Genomic DNA, 19,044 nt, shown 5'->3' with positions numbered 1-19,044 from the left:
GACCGTCGGCGATCCCCGCCCTGACCCCGTCGACCCCGGCCTCGCGCAGCGCGCCCAGCAGCACGCGGGCGGCCTCGGTCTCGCCGCCGTAGTACCGCGCCGGGCCGCGGGCGCGCAGCGCGCACAGCCCCGGCCGCACCAGCTGGACTCCGGGAGCGCGCTCCTCGATCATCGACACGATGGGCGCGAACGCGCGGTGATCGCGCGCGGCATCCGCATTCACCAGGATCAGCCCCGGGCACCGCGCCTGCGCATCACGCCGGCGCTGCCCGCGACGCACCCCCTCGGCGCGCGCGGACGCCGAGCACGCCACCACGAGATTGCGCTCGACGACGGCGATCGGGGGCCGCGACCCGCGCGCCGCCTTGGAGCGTTCGCCACGCGCCGGTCGGGACGCTTCCCCACGCCCCGCATCGGCCCGCTCGTCATTCCCCGCGCTCAGCGGCGAGGCACCAGACGTGGCCGCGCCGGGCGGAGGACCCCCGGACATCGTGTCGTACTGCCCGGCGATCTCGTCCGACTCGGAGCCCGGCCGCGTCCCGGCCGCGTCCCGCACCGAGCGCTTCCGCACCAAGCCGGGCCGCTGTGCGGTCGCACCCGCCTCCCGCTCGAGAGCCGTGACCGGCCAGTCGGGAAACCACAGCACGAGGCTCCTGACGGGCGTTCCCGGCGTCATGTCACCCCACCGCCCTGACCCGATGACCGAGCGAGGCCTCGTACGCCGCGGCGGCGGCCGGATGCAGCGCCTCGACGGGCCGCATCCGCTCGGGCGCGGCCGCGACGTGGCCCGCGGCATCCGGAAGCATCACGCGAGCGCGCCGGGATCTCGGCCAGCGGCGGCTCGACGAGGTGAGCGTCACCTCGCGACCGGAGAGGTAGCCGTGCCCGCGGCCGACGCCCTCCCATTCCGGCTCGCCGACCTCGATCACGGCTTCGGCCTGCGGCCACGGCCCCTGCACGAGCAGCACCGCACCACGATCGCGCAGCCGCGCCGCCAGGCGGGAGATCTCGCCGTCGGCAGCTCTTCCAGACGGGCGGACGGCGACCACCGGCAGCACCTCGGCGACGGTCGAGGTCACCGCGAGCCAGCGTGCCCCGGGATCAGGGATGAGCACGAGCCGCGACAGGTCGACTCCCAGCCCTTCGGCCGCCTCGGCGCCGAGCCGCGGCATCCCGATCACTCCGCACCATGAGCCGGACTGCGACGGCTGGGCGAGCAGCGCCAGCAGCACCGACGTCGACCGCGGGAGGGAGTAGGCCGATCCGGGACGCAGACCGCCCCCGGGAAGCAGCGAGGCGAGGGCGGGATGCACCGGCAGCACCGGCGCGTCGAGCCGCCGCCCCTGCACCCGCTCGAGCTGGGCGCGCAGCTGGGCGACGGTGTTCGCCCCTTGGCCTCTGCCCGTATCTGCCGAAGCCGCTCTCCCGGCACGGAGGGCGGCAGATTCGGGGGCCGTCGGCTGCTGCCCGACGGTCTCGTGCACGTGCTGTGCCGTGAGCTGCACGATCGCCCCCATTCCCCTATGCTAGAACAGATGTTCTAGTCATTCAACCGCAGGGAACGAGAGTACCTCGGGCTTCCGACAGTTATGTTCGAGTCGGATCATCCGTTCAGTGCGTGGACACTGCGTGTAGCCTCAGGCCCATGAGCGAACCGCGGATTCCCCGGAAGGCCTACGAACAGGAGCTCCGTCGCCTGCAGGCGCGACTCGTCGACATGCAGGCTTGGGTGCAGTCAACGGGAGCACGCATCGTGGTGATCTTCGAGGGACGCGACGCGGCGGGCAAGGGATCCACGATCAAGCGCGTCTCGGAGTATCTCAACCCCCGCGTCACCCGCACCGTGGCTCTGCCGACGCCGACCGAACGCGAGCGCACCCAGTGGTACTTCCAGCGCTATGTGCCACACCTGCCGGCCGCAGGCGAGATCGTGCTGATGGATCGCTCCTGGTACAACCGCGCCGGCGTGGAACACGTCATGGGCTACTGCACGAACGCCGAGTACCACCGCTTCCTCCACCAGGCGCCCATCTTCGAGCGCATGCTCGTCGAAGACGGCATCCTCCTCCTCAAGTACTGGTTCAGCGTGTCGGCCGTAGAACAGCAGAGACGGTTCCGCTCTCGCGCCGAGGACCCCACTCGACGCTGGAAGCTCAGCCCCAACGACGTGCTGTCCATCACGAAGTGGGAGGACTACTCCCGCGCCAAAGACAGCATGTTCGTGCACACCGACATCCCGGAGGCGCCCTGGCACGAAGTGCCGTCGGTCGACAAGCGCCGCAGTCGCATCAACATGATGTCGCATCTGCTCTCGCGGATACCGTACGAGGTCGTCGAGCGTGACGAGGTCGCCATCCCGCCGCAGGCCCCCTCGCACGGATACGAACGACCGCCGCGCAATCTCGAGAACTACGTTCCCGACGTCGCCTCCGCGCTCCTCGACGAGAAATGACCTGCCGCGCGCCACTCACGCCGCGGCATCCCGCCCGAGGATCACGCCGCGAGCGCGAGATACGGCTCCCACCGCGGATCTGTGCGCTCAGTGCCCCGGACGGTCCATTGCCCGCCGCGCGGTGCGCGAGGGAGGATGCGCAGCTCCCAGTTCATCTCCTGCGGTGTGCGATCGCCCTTCACGTTGTTGCAGCGCAGGCAGCAGGCGACGAGGTTCTCCCACGAGTCCGCGCCACCGCGCGAGCGCGGGAGCACGTGGTCGATCGTCGACGCGGCCTTGCCGCAGTACGCGCAGCGGTGGTTGTCACGACGCAGCACGCCGCGCCGCGTCACCGGCACATGGCGGCCGCCCGGCACCCGCACGTAGCGGGTCAGAATGATCACCGCCGGGCGCTCGTACGAGCGTCTGGTGCCCCACACCGGATCCATCTCGGTGTGCTCCACCACAGTGGCCTTCTCGTTCATCACGAGCACGAGGGCCCGTTTGAACGACACGACGGCGAGCGGTTCGTAGCCCGCATTCAGCACCAGAGTGCGCATTGATCATCCTCTCGAATGGCCGGGACGGCTTCTCGGTTATTCGACATGCGACGATCAAGGGCGCAGGGGCATTAAAAAGGCGCTGTCTTATAGACAGCGCCTTGGCGCCACGGCAATGCCGCGGCATCCACTCGTGCAATGCCGAAGGACGAGGCGTCCAAGCGCATCCATGGTTCGGATGCGTGGTGTGCAGCCCATCGGCTCCCTCCGCTCTCTCAGCGTCGGGATTCAGGGTAACGCACCCAGCCGACACCGGGGCCGTGAAGCCGGTGAACGATGGCGGGCGTGTCGAACAACGAATGCCCACGCCCTGCGGGCAGTGGGCATCCGTGATGATGCGATCGGTGTCGGGCCTCGGCGGGCTCAGCCGGCGTTGGCCTGCAGCCATGCCCAGGGGTCGACGACCGAGCCGTTGATGTGGACCTCGAAGTGAAGGTGGCACGCGGTCGAGCTGCCGGTGCTGCCGACCAGGCCGATCAGCTGACCCGCCTGGACGGACTGGCCGACCGAGACCTGACGGCTGCCGTACGTCATGTGGCCATAGAGCGTGTTGACCTGCTGGCCGCCGATCACATGGTCGATCGAGATGCCGACGCCGTAGCCGCCGTAGCTCTCCTGGGACACCTTGACGACGCCGGCCGCCGCGGCGTAGATGGGCGTTCCGCACGACGACAGGAGGTCGACGCCCTGGTGGTAGCCCGAGTCCCAGAGGCCGCGGCCCTTGGTGAAGTTGAGGATCGGCCAGCGCACCTCGCCGGTTCCGGGCGAGGTGAGGGCGATGTTGACCGGAAGCGACTTCGCCGACGACTTCGCCGACGCCGCGGCGAGCTCGGCGGCCCGACGCGCGCGTTCCGCCGCCGCCTCTTCGGCCTTCTTCTTCTCGATCTCTTCCGCGGTGGTGGCCGCGTAGCTTCCGCGCGAGAGCTCGGTGGCAGTGGCATCGGATGCCGCCACGAACGTCTGCGCGTCGTCGACCGCCACCTGCTGGATCGTGCGGGCCTCTTCGACGCCGGAACCGGCGGTCGCGGCGAACGCGGGGATCGCGACCGTGGCCACGAGGCCACCCACCATGGCAAGCACGACCAGGCTGCGCAGCGGCTTCACGACGCGCCCCTTGGTGGATGCCTTGGCCGAGGGACCTCGGCCCGACGGCGCGGGGGAAGCGGGCCGGACACCTACGGGCGCCGTCGTCGACTTCGCGGATGGCACGGCTCGGGAGCGTCGCACGGGGGTCTTCCGGTTGCGCTCACGACGGTTCAGGTCCGTCGCCGCGTTCTCGGGCACGATCGCGTGCGAATCTATCTCTTCAGCCAAACTGGTCCTCCGGCGCCTCTGCGCCGTGGCGCCTGGCTCGTCAGCACTCGATGTCGGGGCACGATGTGCGGGCTTCACCACATGTGGACGACGAGCCGTTGAGGCAATCCACGCGGGGTCCGGTCGGCGGGCTTCTCGCCTGGTGGACTTCTTGAGGCTACCCGAAGGTCACGTTTATGTCACGCTCCACGCCTGGCAATCTCCGCACAGTGTGTCGACGGATGCCGCGGCCCGCGATGACGGCGACCACCGAGGCGCCGCGCGGCGCGGCATCCGCTTTCCCTCAGCGGGTCTCGTCGACGAGGAAGATATGCGACGCGATCTCGACGGGAAGCTCGAGACCCTCATCGCTGCCCTGCATCTGCACGAGCACATAGCCCTCGTTGTAGCGGTAGTCGCCGATGCCGCCGGGCACGACGCCTGCGGCCTTCAGCTGCTGCAGCAGCTCGGGGTCGACCTGCGCCGGTTCGGCCAGGCGGCGGACCGTGCCCGTGATCGGCTCGCCTGCGTCGTTGAGCCGGCGCACCAAGCCGACGACACCCTGCTCGAAGCCGTTCGTCGGCACATCGCCGAGCTGGTCGAGCCCGGGGATGGGGTTGCCGTACGGCGATTCGGTGGGGTGGCCGAGAAGCTCGACGAGCCGACGCTCGACCTGCTCGCTCATGACGTGCTCCCAGCGGCAGGCCTCTTCGTGGACGTAGGCCCAGTCCAGGCCGATGACGTCCGACAGCAGGCGCTCGGCGAGCCGGTGCTTGCGCATGACGTCGACGGCCTTCTGCCGGCCGGCGGCGGTCAGCTCGAGGGAACGGTCCTCCGAGACGACGACGAGGCCGTCGCGCTCCATGCGCCCGATGGTCTGCGACACCGTGGGACCCGAGTGACCGAGTCGCTCCGAGATCCGTGCCCGCAGCGGAACGATGTTCTCTTCTTCGAGCTCGAGGATCGTACGCAGGTACATCTCAGTGGTGTCGATCAGATCTGTCATTTCCCCGGCGTCCTCGAAGTCTGGCGTGTAAGGACAGCCTATCTTCTGGCACCGACCCCGAGGCGGGGCCGGCTGGCCCTGCGACATCCTCCGGCTGCGGGCGTCACGCGCTGTCACGCGGGCGAGACGGCACTGTGCGCCTCTCTAGAATCGACGCATGGCCCACGTCCTCCTGCCCCGTGAGATCCTTCCCGCCGACGGACGCTTCGGGTGCGGCCCGTCGAAGATCGCGCCCGCCCACATCGCGGCGCTCGCGGGGCCCGGGTCGGCACTGCTGGGCACGTCGCACCGTCAGGCGCCCGTCAAGGACCTGGTGGGCCAGGTGCGTGCCGAGCTGAGCCAGCTGTTCCGCCTCCCGCACGGTTACGAGGTCATCCTCGGCAACGGCGGTTCGACGGCGTTCTGGGATGCCGCCGCATTCGGCCTGATCGAGAAGCGCAGCCAGAACCTCGTGTTCGGCGAGTTCGGCGGCAAGTTCGCCGCCGCGGCCAAGACGCCGTGGCTCGAGGCTCCCGACGTCCGCAAGGCCGAGCCGGGCACCAGCACGGTGGCCGAAGCGGTCGAGGGGATCGACGTGTACGCCTGGCCGCACAATGAGACCTCCACCGGCGTCTCGACCCCGGTCACCCGCGTGCACGGCGACGAGGGCGCGCTCACCGTCATCGACGCGACCAGCGCCGCGGGCGGCATCGACTTCTCGGTGCACGAGGCCGACGTCTACTACTTCGCGCCGCAGAAGAACCTCGGCTCCGACGGCGGCCTGTGGTTCGCGCTCGTGTCACCGGCGGCGATCGAGCGCATCGAGCGCATCGCGGCGTCCGGCCGCTACATCCCCGAGTTCCTGAGCCTCAAGAACGCCCTCGACAATTCCCGTCTCCACCAGACGCTCAACACCCCGGCGCTCGCGACGCTGTTCCTCCTCGACAAGCAGCTCGATTGGATCCTCTCGTCGGGCGGCCTGCAGTGGGCCGACGCTCGCACCAGCGAGTCGTCGCAGGCGCTGTACGACTGGGCCGAGGCATCCGCTTTCGCGACGCCCTTCGTCGCCGACGCCGCCGACCGCTCCCCCGTCGTCGTGACGATCGACTTCGACGACTCGGTGGATGCCGCCGCCGTCGCCAAGAGCCTCCGTGCGAACGGCATCGTCGACACCGAGCCCTACCGCAAGCTGGGTCGCAACCAGCTGCGCGTCGCGACGTTCGTGTCGATCGACCCCGACGACGTGCGCCAGCTGATCCGCTGCATCGACTACACGGTCGAGCGGCTGGGCTGATCCACCGGTTCGGAACGGATGCCGCGGGCCGCGGCATCCGTTTCCGGCAGGGCCACGTCATCCTCGCTGTCCCGCAGCGGTGACGGGGCGGGCGAGAGCACGGCACACAGGATCGCCTCGATCGCGAACTCCGACGCGTGCGCGAGGTCCACGGCGTCGGGATCGAGCAGCCACTGCACCTGCAGCCCGTCCATCACGGCGAGGATGCTGGCCGACGCCAGGCCGACTGTCTCAGGCGCGGTGATGCCGCGTTCGGCGCAGACGACGGCGAACGCGTGGGCCACTTCTGCCCGCAGCGTCTGGTAGCGCTTCTCGAAGAAGTCCCGTCCGGGGTGGTCGTCGGTGACCGACTCCGCCGAGAGCACGACGTATGCCTGCACGATGCCGGCCCGGTGCGCGTTGACGAAAGCCGTGCGCACGAGGTGGCGGAAGAGCGCGAGGCCGTCGGGGATGTGCTTCTCGTCGAGGTCGGCGACGTCGGTCTCATCGCGGTGCTGCAGCACTTCGAGGAGCAGCTCGTGCTTCGAGCCGAAGTGGTGGAGGATGCCCGCGTGGGTCATGCCGACCTGGTCGGCGATCTCCTGGAGAGTGCCTCCGGTGAATCCCTTGCTGCCGAAGATCTCGACCGCGGCATCGAGGATGTCGCGTCTTCGGGCGAGTGTCTCGGGCCGCGAGCGCGGCTGTCGTCGCTGAACAGCCATCGGGACCCCCTTCTCATCCGCGGTTTTCCGGGCGCATGAACCGGTTTGTGCGAGTTTAGCCGCGGCCATTCGCGGTCCGCTGGTGAAGCCTACTTGCAAAGATTACTTACTTGATTGTAAGTTGATCCGGCAATCACCCCTGACGCCGTCGTCATCCCTCCTGGGGAGACACGATGTCGTGCTCACATCAAGGAGAAGCAATGAGGCTCAGAACATCCCTCGCCGCCGTCGGCGTCGCCGCGGCGCTGGTGCTCACCGGCTGCGCCGGCGGAAGCGGCAACGATGACGGCTCGGCGGGCGCGGCGCTCACCATCGCCAAGCCCGACGGTGCCATCACCACCGAGTCCCACAACCCCTACCTCGGCGACTCGTCCGCCTCGAAGTACGGCTACGCCAAGGTCATCTTCGAGCCCCTCGCACTCGTGAACCCCACTGGCGACCTCGGCACCACTCCGTGGCTGGCCGAGTCGGTCGAGTGGAACGACGACTACACCGAGCTCACCGTGGTCCCACGCGCTGATGTCACCTGGAGCGACGGCGAGGACTTCACCGCCGACGACATCGTCTTCACCTTCAACATGTACATCGACGGCACTCTCAACGACACGTCGGCCCTCAACCTCGAGAGCGCGACGTCGGACGGGGACGCCGTCATCCTGAAGTTCGCCGAATCGAAGTACACGGCGCAGGCCCGCGTGCTGCACACGCCGATCGTTCCCGAGCACATCTGGGAGAACATCGACGACCCCAATACCGACCCGCTGACGGACGAGGGCGCGGCCGTCGGCACCGGCCCGTACGTGCTGGACAGCTGGACGACCGAATCCGTCAACCTCACGGCCAACCCCGACTACTGGGGCGGCGAGCTGCAGGTGCCCGAGCTGCACTACGTCTCGTACGGCGACAACGCCGCGCTGACGACGGCGCTCGTCTCGGAGGAGGCTGACTGGGCGCAGGCGTTCATCCCGCAGATCCAGGACAGCTTCCTGGCTGCCGACGACGCCAATCAGTTCCTCGCCTCCCCCACCGCGGGCGCGGGCACGCTGTTCATGAACCTGCAGACCAAGCCGTTCAACGACCCGGCCCTGCGTCAGGCGATCGCATGGACCGTCGATCGTCAGGCGTACGTCGACGTGGCACGCGAAGGCGCGAGCACGCCCATCTGGAGCGTCACCGGCCTCGGAGACCTGCTCGCAGATGAGATCGACGCCGAGTACGAGGGCGCCGTCTACAGCGTGGACACCGACAAGGCCAAGCAGATCCTCACCGAGGCGGGCTACACCTGGAAGGACGAGAAGCTGATCGACCCGGATGGGGAGGCCGTCTCGTTCTCGATCTCCGTCCCCGCCGGCTGGAGCGACTGGAACACCGAGCAGGCACTCATCGCCGAGGAGCTCGGCGAGGGCCTCGGCATCGACGTCAAGGTCGACCAGCCTGACTGGGGCGGCTGGGACGCGGCTCGCCAGGAGGGCACGTTCGACATGATCATCCACTGGCTGGAGGACACCGGCAACGCCTACGGCCTCTACACCTCCACGATGGACCCGAAGTGGATCGTCGACGGCAAGGCGCAGTTCAACTTCGGCCGCTACGACAACCCTGCCGTCACGGAGGCGCTCAACACCTACGCGAACACCTCTTCGGACGAGGAGCGCGCAGCGGCCGTCGCCGTGATGGAGAAGGCATTCGCCACGGACGTGCCGGCCATCCCGCTCGGTTCGCACCCGCTGCTGGGCGAGTTCAACACGCGGAACTACGTCGGCTGGCCCTCGGAGGAGGACCAGTACGCGTCGGCGGACCCGACGCAGCCCGCTGTGGTTCAGATTCTGACGAAGCTGAAGCCTGCCGAATGATGTCCGGCAGGCGGGGCGGATGCGCGGCATCCGCCCCGCCTGCACGTCACCCTCACGAAAGCGAACCAGCATCGTGCATGATCCGCTGCTCTCCGTCCACGACTTCTCGATCGTCTACGACGTCGATCCCCCTGTGAATGCGGTCAAGAACGTCACGCTCGAACTCCAGCGCGGTGAGATCCTCGGACTCGCCGGCGAGAGCGGGTGCGGCAAGACCACCCTTGCGTACGGCATCCAACGCCTGCTCAAGCCCCCGGCCGTCATCACCAGCGGCTCGGTGATGTTCCACGACGCCGACGGACAGGACGTCGACGTCAACCGCCTCGACGCCGAGGAGATGCGCAAGTTCCGCTGGGACAAGGTCTCGATGGTCTTCCAGGGTGCGATGAACTCGCTCAACCCCGTCGCGACCGTCGGGTCCCAACTCGAGGACGTCTTCGAGGTCCACCGCCCGAATCTCACCGGCGCGCAGCGTCGCGCGGCGGTCGCCGAGCTTCTCGAGATCGTCAAGGTCGGCGCACAGCGCTACCGTTCGTACCCCCACGAGCTGTCCGGCGGCATGCGCCAGCGCGTCATGATCGCGATGGCTCTCGCCCTGCGCCCGCAGCTCATGGTGATGGACGAGCCGACCACGGCGCTCGACGTTCTCGTACAGCGCGAGATCCTGCGACAGATCTCGCACCTGCGACACGAATTCGGATTCTCGGTGATCTTCATCACACACGACCTGCCCCTGCTGCTCGAGATCAGCGACCGCATCGCCATCATGCGCGAAGGCGAGATCGTCGAGCTCGGCACGGCGGAACGCATCTGGACCGACCCCCAGGACGAATACACGAGGACACTGCTCGCCTCGTTCCCCCGCCTCACCGGAGAGAGAGGGGTGGTCCACCGATGACCGTCCTCGAATTCGACGCCGTCACCAAGATGTACTCGGTGCGCGGTGCCGGCCAGATCTACGCCCTCGACGACGTGAGCTTCACGCTCCATTCGGGCCAGACGATCGGCCTCGTCGGCCAGTCCGGCAGCGGCAAATCAACCATCGCCAAGATCCTCACCCAGCTCGAGACACCCACGAGCGGCGAAGTGCGTCTCGACGGCCAGCCGCTCCCCCGCCGGGGCAAGGCCCTGCGCGCGTACCGCCAGCAGCTGCGCATGGTGTTCCAGGACCCCTTCGCATCCCTCAACCCGTACCACTCGATCCGGTACGCGATCCAGCGCCCCCTCCAACTCGACAAGGTCGTGCCGAAGGATCAGCTCGATGACGAGGTGCGGCGAATCCTCGGCCGCGTGCGGCTCGACGCCGATCAGGTCATCGACCGCCGTCCGCACGAGCTCTCAGGGGGTCAGCGTCAGCGCGTCGCGATCGCGCGCGCGCTGGCATCCCGCCCGAAGCTGCTCGTCGCCGACGAGCCGGTCTCGATGCTCGACGTGTCGATCCGCCTCGGTGTGCTCAACCTGCTTGCGGACCTGCAGCGGGAAGAGGGTCTCGGCGTGCTCTACATCACGCACGATCTCGCGACGGCACGTCACTTCAGCGACGAGATCCTCGTGCTCAACCAGGGACGCGTCGTCGAGCGCGGTGCCGCCGACGACGTGATCCTGCGTCCGCAGAACCCCTATACCCAAGAGTTGCGCGCGGCATCCCCCGATCCCGACTCGTTCTTCGCCCACGCAGCAGGCATCCTCGGAGGTGAGAAGTGAGCGCCGTCGCCCCCCAGCTCCCCCCTGCACAGACGCGCACAGGAGACTTCGATGCGATCGAGGCGGGAACGACGGCGACGAGTGCCGTCAAGGGCCGCTCCCGCATCCCGTGGCGCTTCCTCGGTGGTCGCGCCGTGTTCTACCTGTTCACGCTCTGGGCGGCCATCACGATCAACTTCTTCCTGCCTCGGCTGATGAAGGGCGATGCGGTGGACGCCTACCTCGCCCGCAACCGCAACGTCTCGCCCGAAGCGGCCGAGGCGCTGCGTGCGCTGCTCGGCCTGGACACCGACGCGTCGCTCTGGCAGCAGTACGTCGACTACTGGGGCCTGCTCCTCCGCGGCGACCTCGGCATCTCGCTGCTGCACGGCATGCGGCCCGTGACCGAAGTGGTGGGCCAGTCACTGATCTGGACGGTGGGCCTCGTCGGTGTCGCGACGCTGGCCGCGTTCGCGATCGGCACCATCGGCGGCGCGATCGTCGGATGGCGTCGCGGTAGCCGGCTCGACGCCCTCGTCCCGATCACGACGTTCTTCAGCACCATCCCGTACTTCTGGCTCGGCCTCCTGGCCATCTCGGTGTTCTCGGTGACGCTCGGATGGTTCCCGATCGGCAAGGCCTACGGCGTCGGGGTCAGGCCCGAGTGGTCGGCAGAGTTCATCGGCGACGTCATCCATCACGGCTTCCTGCCTGCGGCGACGATCATCCTCGCCTCAATCGGCGGCTGGATGCTCGGCATGCGCAACATGATGCTCACTGTGCTGGACGAGGACTACGTCACGGTCGCGCAGGCCAAAGGCATGCCGAACAGACGCGTGCTGTGGCGCTATGCCGCGCGCAACGCGGTGCTGCCCCAGATCCAGAGCTTCGCGCTGGCGCTCGGATTCATCGTCGGCGGCACCATCGTCATGGAGGTCGTCTTCAGCTACCCAGGGGTCGGCAAACTGCTGCTCGACGCAACGAATGCCAAGGACTTCGCCCTCATGCAGGGAGTGTTCCTCGTGATCACGATCTCAGTGCTCCTCGCAAACCTCCTCGCCGACATCGCCTACGCATTCCTCGACCCGCGCACGCGCCAGACGGAGGCCTGAAACATGGACACGATCGCCGACGACACCATCCTCAGTCGCCCCGCGAACACTCCCACGACCGCGACGGTTCGCACTCCCCGCTCCGGGGGAAAGGCCCCGCACAAGAGGCCGACGTTCTGGTCGAAGCTCGGCTCCGCCTTCGCCATGTTCGGAAACGGCAAATCGATCGCGGGCCTGTCCATCCTCGGATTCTTCGTCCTCGTCGCGATATTCGCCGACGTCCTCGCGCCGTACTCGCCGACGAAGGTGGACAACACCGCCCGCTTCCAGCCGCCGTCGGCCGAGCACTGGCTCGGCACCACGCACATCGGCGAGGACGTGCTGAGCCAGGTCATCCACGGCACGCGTGGCGTCATCGTCGTCGGCTTCCTCGCCGCGATCATCGCCACGATCATCGCGATCGTCGTCGGCGTCATGTCGGGCTACCTGCGTGGGTGGCGCAGCGAGGGACTCTCGGCGCTCACCAACGTCTTTCTCGTGATCCCGGGCATCCCCCTCATCATCATCGTGGCGACGATCTTCGAGGACCCTCCCTTGTGGGTCATCGCCTTGGTGCTGGGTCTCATCGGCTGGGCGTGGGGCGCGCGGGTGCTGCGCGCGCAGACGATGTCGCTGCGCAGCCGCGACTTCGTCCAGGCTGCCAAGGCCAACGGCGAGCCGCTGCGCCGCATCATCACGGTCGAGATGCTTCCCAATCTGATGGCACTGATCGCGGCGAGCTTCGTCGGCACGGTGACGGCCGCGATCATCGGCCTCACGACGCTGTCGTTCATCGGCGTCATCCCGGTGACGACCTACAACTGGGGCACGATTCTCAACTGGGCGAGCGCCCAGGGGGCTTTCCGTCAGGGCCAGTGGTGGTGGTTCCTGCCGCCGGGCCTGTGCATCGCGGCGATCGGCGTCGCACTGTCGCTGATCAACTTCGGCATCGACGAGTACGTCAATCCTCGCCTGCGCTCCGCGGGCGAGCGGGCGCGCGCCATGAAGAAGAAGGGCATGAATGTGAACGACACCGTCACGGTCGTGCGCACGAACCCCCAGACCCAGGAGAACGCGTGACCATCGCGGCCGTCCCGAACTATCTCGACGAGGCACTGCCGGTCGCCGACCGCATCGCGGACCTCCTCGGCCGGATGACGGTCGAGGAGAAGGTCGGGCAGATGATGCAGCTCGACGCCCGTGATGACCTCGACGACCATGTGCTGCGCAAGCACGTCGGCTCGATCCTGCATACGTCGCCCGAACGGGTGCTGCGCGCCCGCGAGCTGACATTGCAGACGCGGCTGCAGATCCCGCTGCTGGTCGGCGAGGACTGCATCCACGGCCACTCGTTCTGGGAGGGTGCCACGATCTTCCCGACGCAGCTCGGCATGGCGGCATCGTGGGACGCTGACCTGATCGAGCGGGCCGCGCGCGCGACCGCCGTCGAGGTCGCGGCAACCGGCATCCACTGGACCTTCTCCCCGGTGCTGTGCATCGCCCGTGATCTGCGCTGGGGCCGCGTCGATGAGACGTTCGGCGAGGATCCGTTCCTCATCGGCGAGCTCGCGTCGGCGATGGTGCGCGGCTATCAAGGCGGCGGTCTCTCGGACCCCACTGCGATCCTCGCGACGGCGAAGCACTTCGCCGGCTACTCCGAGACACAGGGCGGACGCGACGCGAGCGAGGCCGACATCTCGCAGCGCAAGCTCCGCTCGTGGTTCCTGCCGCCGTTCGAGCGGGTGGCGAAGGAGGGATGCCGCACCTTCATGATCGGCTACCAGAGCACCGACGGCGTGCCGATCACCGTGAACGACTGGCTGCTCAACGATGTGCTGCGCGGCGAGTGGGGCTACACGGGCACCCTGATCACCGACTGGGACAACGTCGGCCGCATGGTGTGGGAGCAACAGGTGCAACCCGACTACGCGCACGCCGCGGCCGCCGCGGTGAACGCCGGCAACGACATGATCATGACGACGCCGGGATTCTTCCAGGGCACCCTCGACGCTCTCGCACAAGGGCTCCTCACCGAGGCGGTGCTCGACCGCGCCGTGGCGCGCATCCTGCTGCTCAAGTTCGAGTTCGGCCTCTTCGCCGATCCCCGGCTTCCCGACGAGACCCGCATCGCGAGCGAGATCGCGACCGCGGAGCACCGTGCTCTGAACCTGGACCTCGCCCGTCGCTCCCTCGTCCTGCTGCGCAACGACGGCCTGCTGCCGCTCGACGGCGGCTACACGGCCGATGCCGAGGGCCGGGCACGGCAGGGTAGCGGCGGCGCCCGGCGCGTCGCCGTGATCGGCCCGCTCGCCGACGAGGCTCAGACGCAGCTCGGCGACTGGGCGGGCGGTTCGGGCCAGGCAGGATGGCTGGACGGCCAGCCGCGCGACATGATCGCGACCGTGCTCGACGGATTCCGCTCCGTCACGCCCGCCGACTGGCCGATCACACACGCGCGGGGAGCGGACGTCCTGACGCTGCAAGAGGACCCGGCGGGCGCGTTCTTCCCCGACGGCCAGCCGCGCCCGCAGATCGTGGTGCCGTCGCCGCCCGACGAGGCGCTGATCGCCGAGGCGGTCGCCGCCGCCCAAGATGCCGACGTCGCGGTGGTTGTGGTGGGCGACGTGATCGAACTCGTGGGAGAGGGGCGCTCGACGGCGACCCTCGACCTCGTCGGCGGGCAGATCGCGCTCATCGATGCGCTCGCGGCGGCGGGCACGCCGTTCGTGGTGGTGCTCATGGCGTCGAAGCCGCTGGTGCTGCCCCGGTCGGCGCAACAGGCGGCCGCAGTGATCTGGGCCGCCTCGCCCGGCATGCAGGGCGGCCGCGCGATCGCCGAGCTCGCGCTCGGTCTCATCGAGCCGACCGGGCGTCTGCCGATCTCGTTCGCCCGCCACGTCGGTCAGCTGCCGATCTTCTACAACCAGATCCGCGGTCAGCACGGCAACCGCTACGCGGACCTCACCCAGTCGCCCGCGTGGGCGTTCGGCGAGGGACTGTCGTACACGACCGTCGAGTACGACCGCCTGCGCGTCGCCGACACGGAACTCGGCGCGGGCGACACTGTGCGCGCGTCGGTCGAGTTGCGCAACACCGGCGAGCGCCCCGCACACGAGATCGTTCAGCTCTACGTGCGCGACATCATCACCTCGGTGAGCTGGGCCGACAAGGAGCTCAAGGCGTATCGACACGTCGACCTTCAGCCCGGCGAGACCGCGACGGTCGAGCTGTCGCTGCCGGTGGCGGACTGCACGATCGTGGATGCCGCGGGCCGGCGAATCGTCGAAGCCGGCGAGTTCGAACTCCTGGTGGGGCCATCGTCTCGCGACGAGGTCCTGCTCAGCGCGCGCTTCCGCGTGGCGGCCGCCGCCGGCGTGGAAGCACAGGCGGCGGTTCAGGGCACGCTCGAGCGCCGCTGACGGAATCGCGAAAGGGGAGGTTTCCGCCGCGGCGGAAACCTCCCCTTTCGCGGTTCCTGCGGCTTCGTCGAGAGGCCGAGTCGCGTCAGTAACGGCGAGCCGTCGGCTCAGTCGCGATCCTCATCCTCGGAGTAGTCGTCATCGTCGGACTCGTCATCGTCGTCGTCGTCATCGTCGTCCGAGTCGTCGTCGTCCGAGTCGTCGTCGTCCGAGTCTTCGTCCTCATCGGAGTCGTCCTCATCCGAGTCCTCGTCGTCGTCCGATTCGTCCTCATCCGAGTCTTCGTCGTCGTCCGATTCGTCCTCATCCGAGTCTTCGTCGTCGTCGTCCTCGTCCGACTCGTCGTCCTCGTCCGACTCTTCGTCCGCGTCCTCGTCGTCCGCATCGTCCTCGGCGAGCTCGTCGATGTCGACGCCGTCGACGTCGCCGGCGTGCAGGATGGACGAGCCGTCGTCGTCGAAGTCCGCGGCGTCGAGATCGTCGACGTCGTCGAGGTCTTCGTCGTCGACGTCGTCCTCGTCGAGGTCCTCGTCGTCCTCGGCGTGCGCGACCTCGGCCAGCGCAGCCTGCGCGGCGTGGTAGTCCGCGAGCCGTACGGCCCACGGCACCCAGTCGGGTGCGAGGAGTGCGCCGTCGCCGGGCAGCAGCTCCACCTCGAGCACGGTGGGATCCGCGTCCTCGACGCGCGCCAGGCTCACCGTCCAGAACCACCCGGGGTAGCCGGGCATCCGGTTCGCGAACCGCAGCGAGACCACACCCCCCGCCTCCACGCGGTAGTCGGTGGGCTCGCCGATCGTCACGGCCGCCGTGATCTCACGGAGCGCTGCGAGCGCCAGATCGTGAGCGGCCAGCAGCTGCGGGTCGGGCTCGCCGAACACGGCAGGCTCCTCGTCGCCGGCATCGGCAGACTCGTCGGTGTCGACGACCCGCTCGCCGCCATGGACGTCGTCAGTGCCATCGACGTCGTCAGTGCCATCCACGTCGTCAGTGCCGTCGACGTCGTCAGTGCCGTCGACGTCGTCAGTGCCATCGACGTCGTCGGGCTCGATGTCATCGGGCTCGGCGACGGGACCGTCCTCGGGTGCGGAGACGTCAGTCTCCTCCGACGCGGCGGACGCGGCATGCGTCACCGTCTCGTTCTCCGCGGCAGCACCGGACTCGGCGTCCACCTCGGTGACGACGTCGGCAGGATCGGCCGGATCAGGCGTCGAGCTCATCAGCCACCTTGCGCAGCACGGCGGCGACCTTCTTGGCGTGGGCGCCGCTCGGGTACCGGCCGTGGCGGAGGTCGCCGCCGATGCCGTCGAGCAGCTTCACGAGGTCTTCGATGATGATCGCCATGTCGTCGGCGGGCTTGCGGGAGCGCTTGGCGAGGCTCACCGGAGCCTCCAGCACGCGCACCGACAGCGCCTGCGGACCGCGCTTGCCGTCGGCGATGCCGTACTCCAGCCGCGTGCCCGCCTTCGGCGCGGGCGTGCCGGGGGGCAGGGCCGTGGCGTGCAGGAAGACGTCCTGACCGTCTTCCGAGGTGATGAAGCCGAACCCCTTCTCCTCGTCGTAGAACCTGACCTTGCCGGTGGGCATCGAAACCTCGCTGGATCGGTCGCCGCGCGAACATCGCGACGAAGCAGAGCATGACAAAAGCGGGGTCTTCCAACCCCACCACCCAGCCTAATGGACGGCCGCACATCCGGACCGGCTCGGGGACGCCAGCGGGTAGGCTGGGGCGGATGAGTACGAACCCTGCCGGCGACGTCCCCGTGCGCCGCGTCGACCGCATCCTGGCCTTCATGTCGCTGGGGCTGCTCGTGCTCTCCATCGTGAGCTTCTTCGCCATCATGATCGCCTCCGCCGCCGGCGCCGATATGAGCACCGGGGTGTGGCCTCTCGTGGGCGTCCTCGTGTACATCGCGCCTCTCGTGGCTTTCGCACTGCTGCTCGCGGTCCTGATCATGAGCTTCGTGCGAAGGGCCCGCGCCAACCGGGGAGGCTGACGCGCGTGGTCTCCGACGCGCGCGCCCTCGCGACGCGGCTCGCCGATCTCGGTGACGCCGCGCTGGCACGGACGCTCGCGGCGCGCGGCGTCTCCGCACAGAGCGGCTGGCACGACTTCTTCGACGCCGCCGAAGGGCTCCTCGACCCCGCTTCGATCGACCGCGCACTGACCCGCCTCGACCGGGGCGACCTCATCGCCCTCCACCGCGCAGCAGGCGCGCTCGACGGCCGGCCTTCGCAGCTGGCACTGGTCGATGCCGACGGCGTCCCCTACACGGCCGTCGTCGAGCGGGTCGGCGCCGCCGCAGCCGCGACCCCCGACGCGTTCCGCCCGCCGGCATCACCCGCCCAGCCCGTGCCCGCGGAGCCGCGCGCGGCCGCGGCCGCCGCTGAGCGAGCGTTCACCACCGCGGGCTCGCTCGCCGACATCCTGCTGGCATGCCTGCACACCCCGCTCGCGCGCACCGGGGCGGGGCCGGTCAGCGCGGTGGACCGACGGCGCCTGACGGATGCCGGGGCCATCGATGTCGCCGATGACCTCGAGGATCTGCTCGCCTCCGCGGCCGACGCGGGGCTCGCCGACGCCCGCGAGCGCGAGTGGACCGTCACCTTGGCGGGCGAGCGATGGCTGGAGGCCCCCACGCCTCAGCGCTGGGAGACGATCGCCGAGGGGTTCCGCGCGGGGCTTCCGGACGGCCTCCGCACGCCGGCACACGGCTTCGTCGTCCCCGACGCCTGGCCCGAGATCTACCCGCTCGATCCCGAGTGGCCCGCTCGCGCCGCACGGCTGCGCAGCATGGGCGTGCGCTGGGGGTTGTTCGGCCCGGACCACTCCGCCGGGGAGTTCCCGTGGACCGCTGCGCTGCGCGCCGGGCAGCCGGCCGACGCCGCCACGATGGCCGATTACCTGCCCGCCGAGATCGATCGCGTGTACCTGCAGGCGGACCTGACCGCGATCGCCCCCGGCCCTCTCGCGCCCGCCCTCGACCTGCGACTGCGGTCCATCGCCGTGCGCGAGTCCCGCGCGCAGGCGTCGACGTACCGGTTCACCGCCGCGTCGGTCGGCGCCGGCATGACGGAGGGTGAGACCGCGGCATCCATGCGCGCCTTCCTCGGAGAGCTGTCGCTCACGGGCATTCCGCAGCCGCTCGACTACCTCATCGAGAGCACGGCCGCCCGCTACGGCCTGGTGCGCGTGAGCACCGATGACAGCACGGGTCGCACGCGCGTGGAGAGCACGGATGCGGGCCTGCTCGATGCGATCGCGATCGACCAGGCGCTGCGTCCCCTCGGGCTCATCGCCGACGGCGGCATCCTCACCTCGCGGGTCGCCCGGGACGCCGTGTACTGGAGCCTCGCCGACGCCCGCTACCCGGTCGTCGCCCTCGACGCGACCGGAGCGGCCGAGTCCGTCCACCGCCGCGCCGCCGTCGCGCCGTCCGTGCCCGCGGCCGCTCCCGAGGCGACTTATGCCCGCCTGATCCGCACACTACGAGGCGGCCACGGCACCCAGGGCGAGGAGGGCTGGCTCGAACGCGAGCTCGAGCAGGCGGTGCGCGCCCGCGCCGAGATCGTGGTGGTCGTGCGCATGCCCGACGGATCGGAACGCTCCTTCACGCTCGAGGCGGCCGGCCTCGGCGGCGGGCGCCTGCGCGGCCGCGATCGGGCTGCCGACATCGAACGGACGCTCCCCGTCTCGAGCATTGTGAGCGTCGGCGCCGTCTGAGCCCCGGCATCCC

General features: G+C 69.2%; 17 protein-coding genes and 1 pseudogene. 10 read left to right on the top strand and 8 right to left on the bottom strand.

All coding sequences use genetic code 11. The annotated features are described in order from the left end of the window. Together ACI3KY_RS18220 and ACI3KY_RS18215 are read right to left on the bottom strand one after the other, a co-directional pair. A pseudogene (locus tag ACI3KY_RS18220) lies at positions 1 to 646 on the bottom strand (hypothetical protein); the annotation flags it as partial. 31 nt (positions 647 to 677) lie between these two features. Next, positions 678 to 1,517, bottom strand: coding sequence for a hypothetical protein (locus ACI3KY_RS18215; protein ID WP_404931549.1), 840 nt, complete (start codon positions 1,515 to 1,517; stop codon positions 678 to 680). 128 nt (positions 1,518 to 1,645) lie between these two features. Between ACI3KY_RS18215 and ppk2 the strand changes: the two genes are divergently transcribed. Further along, entirely contained in the window at positions 1,646 to 2,452 is an 807-nt protein-coding gene (gene ppk2, locus ACI3KY_RS18210; protein WP_404931548.1) for a polyphosphate kinase 2, read from the top strand. Between the two features lie 41 nt (positions 2,453 to 2,493). On the opposite strand, the gene ACI3KY_RS18205 is transcribed toward ppk2, so the two are convergent. The 3 genes from ACI3KY_RS18205 to ACI3KY_RS18195 form a co-directional block, all read right to left on the bottom strand. After that, on the bottom strand, positions 2,494 to 2,991 hold the full coding sequence (locus tag ACI3KY_RS18205; protein WP_194413404.1) for an HNH endonuclease: 498 nt from the start codon (positions 2,989 to 2,991) through the stop codon (positions 2,494 to 2,496). Positions 2,992 to 3,354: 363 nt separating this feature from the next. Continuing rightward, complete coding sequence (locus tag ACI3KY_RS18200; RefSeq protein WP_404931547.1) at positions 3,355 to 4,095, bottom strand: M23 family metallopeptidase; 741 nt, start codon at positions 4,093 to 4,095, stop codon at positions 3,355 to 3,357. Positions 4,096 to 4,588: 493 nt separating this feature from the next. Continuing rightward, positions 4,589 to 5,290, bottom strand: coding sequence for a metal-dependent transcriptional regulator (locus ACI3KY_RS18195; RefSeq protein WP_404931546.1), 702 nt, complete (start codon positions 5,288 to 5,290; stop codon positions 4,589 to 4,591). A gap of 157 nt (positions 5,291 to 5,447) precedes the next feature. Between ACI3KY_RS18195 and serC the strand changes: the two genes are divergently transcribed. Beyond that, positions 5,448 to 6,563: a phosphoserine transaminase gene (serC, locus tag ACI3KY_RS18190; protein ID WP_404931545.1), complete on the top strand. Its 1,116-nt coding sequence runs from the start codon at positions 5,448 to 5,450 to the stop codon at positions 6,561 to 6,563. On the opposite strand, the gene ACI3KY_RS18185 is transcribed toward serC, so the two are convergent. Continuing rightward, positions 6,539 to 7,264, bottom strand: coding sequence for a TetR/AcrR family transcriptional regulator (locus ACI3KY_RS18185; RefSeq protein WP_404931544.1), 726 nt, complete (start codon positions 7,262 to 7,264; stop codon positions 6,539 to 6,541). The two genes, serC and ACI3KY_RS18185, sit on opposite strands and share 25 nt — an antisense overlap. Positions 7,265 to 7,464: 200 nt before the next feature. Between ACI3KY_RS18185 and ACI3KY_RS18180 the strand changes: the two genes are divergently transcribed. From ACI3KY_RS18180 to ACI3KY_RS18155, 6 genes are all read left to right on the top strand, one after another. Then, entirely contained in the window at positions 7,465 to 9,117 is a 1,653-nt protein-coding gene (locus tag ACI3KY_RS18180) for an ABC transporter substrate-binding protein (RefSeq protein ID WP_404931543.1), read from the top strand. 73 nt (positions 9,118 to 9,190) lie between these two features. Continuing rightward, a complete protein-coding gene (locus tag ACI3KY_RS18175) occupies positions 9,191 to 10,015 on the top strand; it encodes an ABC transporter ATP-binding protein (RefSeq protein WP_404931542.1) in 825 nt (274 codons plus the stop codon). Then, on the top strand, positions 10,012 to 10,821 hold the full coding sequence (locus ACI3KY_RS18170; protein WP_404931541.1) for an ABC transporter ATP-binding protein: 810 nt from the start codon (positions 10,012 to 10,014) through the stop codon (positions 10,819 to 10,821). Before ACI3KY_RS18175 ends, ACI3KY_RS18170 begins: the two co-directional genes overlap by 4 nt. Beyond that, positions 10,818 to 11,912, top strand: coding sequence for an ABC transporter permease (locus ACI3KY_RS18165; protein WP_404931540.1), 1,095 nt, complete (start codon positions 10,818 to 10,820; stop codon positions 11,910 to 11,912). The genes ACI3KY_RS18170 and ACI3KY_RS18165 overlap by 4 nt, the downstream gene beginning before the upstream one ends. A gap of 3 nt (positions 11,913 to 11,915) precedes the next feature. After that, positions 11,916 to 12,971: an ABC transporter permease gene (locus tag ACI3KY_RS18160; RefSeq protein WP_404931539.1), complete on the top strand. Its 1,056-nt coding sequence runs from the start codon at positions 11,916 to 11,918 to the stop codon at positions 12,969 to 12,971. Beyond that, positions 12,968 to 15,310: a glycoside hydrolase family 3 N-terminal domain-containing protein gene (locus tag ACI3KY_RS18155; RefSeq protein WP_404931538.1), complete on the top strand. Its 2,343-nt coding sequence runs from the start codon at positions 12,968 to 12,970 to the stop codon at positions 15,308 to 15,310. The genes ACI3KY_RS18160 and ACI3KY_RS18155 overlap by 4 nt, the downstream gene beginning before the upstream one ends. 107 nt (positions 15,311 to 15,417) lie before the next feature. On the opposite strand, the gene ACI3KY_RS18150 is transcribed toward ACI3KY_RS18155, so the two are convergent. Then, the gene (locus tag ACI3KY_RS18150) at positions 15,418 to 16,527 is read right to left on the bottom strand and encodes a DUF3027 domain-containing protein (RefSeq protein WP_404931537.1); all 1,110 of its coding nucleotides are present in this window, start codon (positions 16,525 to 16,527) and stop codon (positions 15,418 to 15,420) included. After that, entirely contained in the window at positions 16,511 to 16,894 is a 384-nt protein-coding gene (locus ACI3KY_RS18145) for a cold-shock protein (RefSeq protein ID WP_194413393.1), read from the bottom strand. The genes ACI3KY_RS18150 and ACI3KY_RS18145 overlap by 17 nt, the downstream gene beginning before the upstream one ends. 146 nt (positions 16,895 to 17,040) lie before the next feature. On the opposite strand from ACI3KY_RS18145, the gene ACI3KY_RS18140 reads away from it, so the two are divergent. Both ACI3KY_RS18140 and ACI3KY_RS18135 read left to right on the top strand, forming a co-directional pair. Continuing rightward, a complete protein-coding gene (locus ACI3KY_RS18140) occupies positions 17,041 to 17,304 on the top strand; it encodes a multidrug ABC transporter ATPase (protein ID WP_194413392.1) in 264 nt (87 codons plus the stop codon). A 5-nt stretch (positions 17,305 to 17,309) separates the two neighbouring features. Beyond that, a complete protein-coding gene (locus tag ACI3KY_RS18135) occupies positions 17,310 to 19,031 on the top strand; it encodes a helicase-associated domain-containing protein (RefSeq protein WP_404931536.1) in 1,722 nt (573 codons plus the stop codon). The last annotated feature ends 13 nt before the right edge of the window (positions 19,032 to 19,044 follow it).

It is taken from the genome of Microbacterium sp. ZW T2_14, from assembly GCF_044987405.1.
Lineage (GTDB): Bacteria > Actinomycetota > Actinomycetes > Actinomycetales > Microbacteriaceae > Microbacterium.
The sequence above is the reverse complement of the archived record's forward strand: the minus strand, read 5'-3'. Positions and strand labels throughout refer to the sequence as shown.

Coding starts and splice junctions, on each gene's coding strand:
- ACI3KY_RS18215 (WP_404931549.1), bottom strand. CDS start 1,517: ATGGGGGCGATCGTGCAGCTCACGGCACAGCACGTGCACGAGACCGTC.
- ppk2 (WP_404931548.1), top strand. CDS start 1,646: ATGAGCGAACCGCGGATTCCCCGGAAGGCCTACGAACAGGAGCTCCGT.
- ACI3KY_RS18205 (WP_194413404.1), bottom strand. CDS start 2,991: ATGCGCACTCTGGTGCTGAATGCGGGCTACGAACCGCTCGCCGTCGTG.
- ACI3KY_RS18195 (WP_404931546.1), bottom strand. CDS start 5,290: ATGACAGATCTGATCGACACCACTGAGATGTACCTGCGTACGATCCTC.
- serC (WP_404931545.1), top strand. CDS start 5,448: ATGGCCCACGTCCTCCTGCCCCGTGAGATCCTTCCCGCCGACGGACGC.
- ACI3KY_RS18185 (WP_404931544.1), bottom strand. CDS start 7,264: ATGGCTGTTCAGCGACGACAGCCGCGCTCGCGGCCCGAGACACTCGCC.
- ACI3KY_RS18180 (WP_404931543.1), top strand. CDS start 7,465: ATGAGGCTCAGAACATCCCTCGCCGCCGTCGGCGTCGCCGCGGCGCTG.
- ACI3KY_RS18170 (WP_404931541.1), top strand. CDS start 10,012: ATGACCGTCCTCGAATTCGACGCCGTCACCAAGATGTACTCGGTGCGC.
- ACI3KY_RS18160 (WP_404931539.1), top strand. CDS start 11,916: ATGGACACGATCGCCGACGACACCATCCTCAGTCGCCCCGCGAACACT.
- ACI3KY_RS18150 (WP_404931537.1), bottom strand. CDS start 16,527: ATGAGCTCGACGCCTGATCCGGCCGATCCTGCCGACGTCGTCACCGAG.
- ACI3KY_RS18145 (WP_194413393.1), bottom strand. CDS start 16,894: ATGCCCACCGGCAAGGTCAGGTTCTACGACGAGGAGAAGGGGTTCGGC.
- ACI3KY_RS18140 (WP_194413392.1), top strand. CDS start 17,041: ATGAGTACGAACCCTGCCGGCGACGTCCCCGTGCGCCGCGTCGACCGC.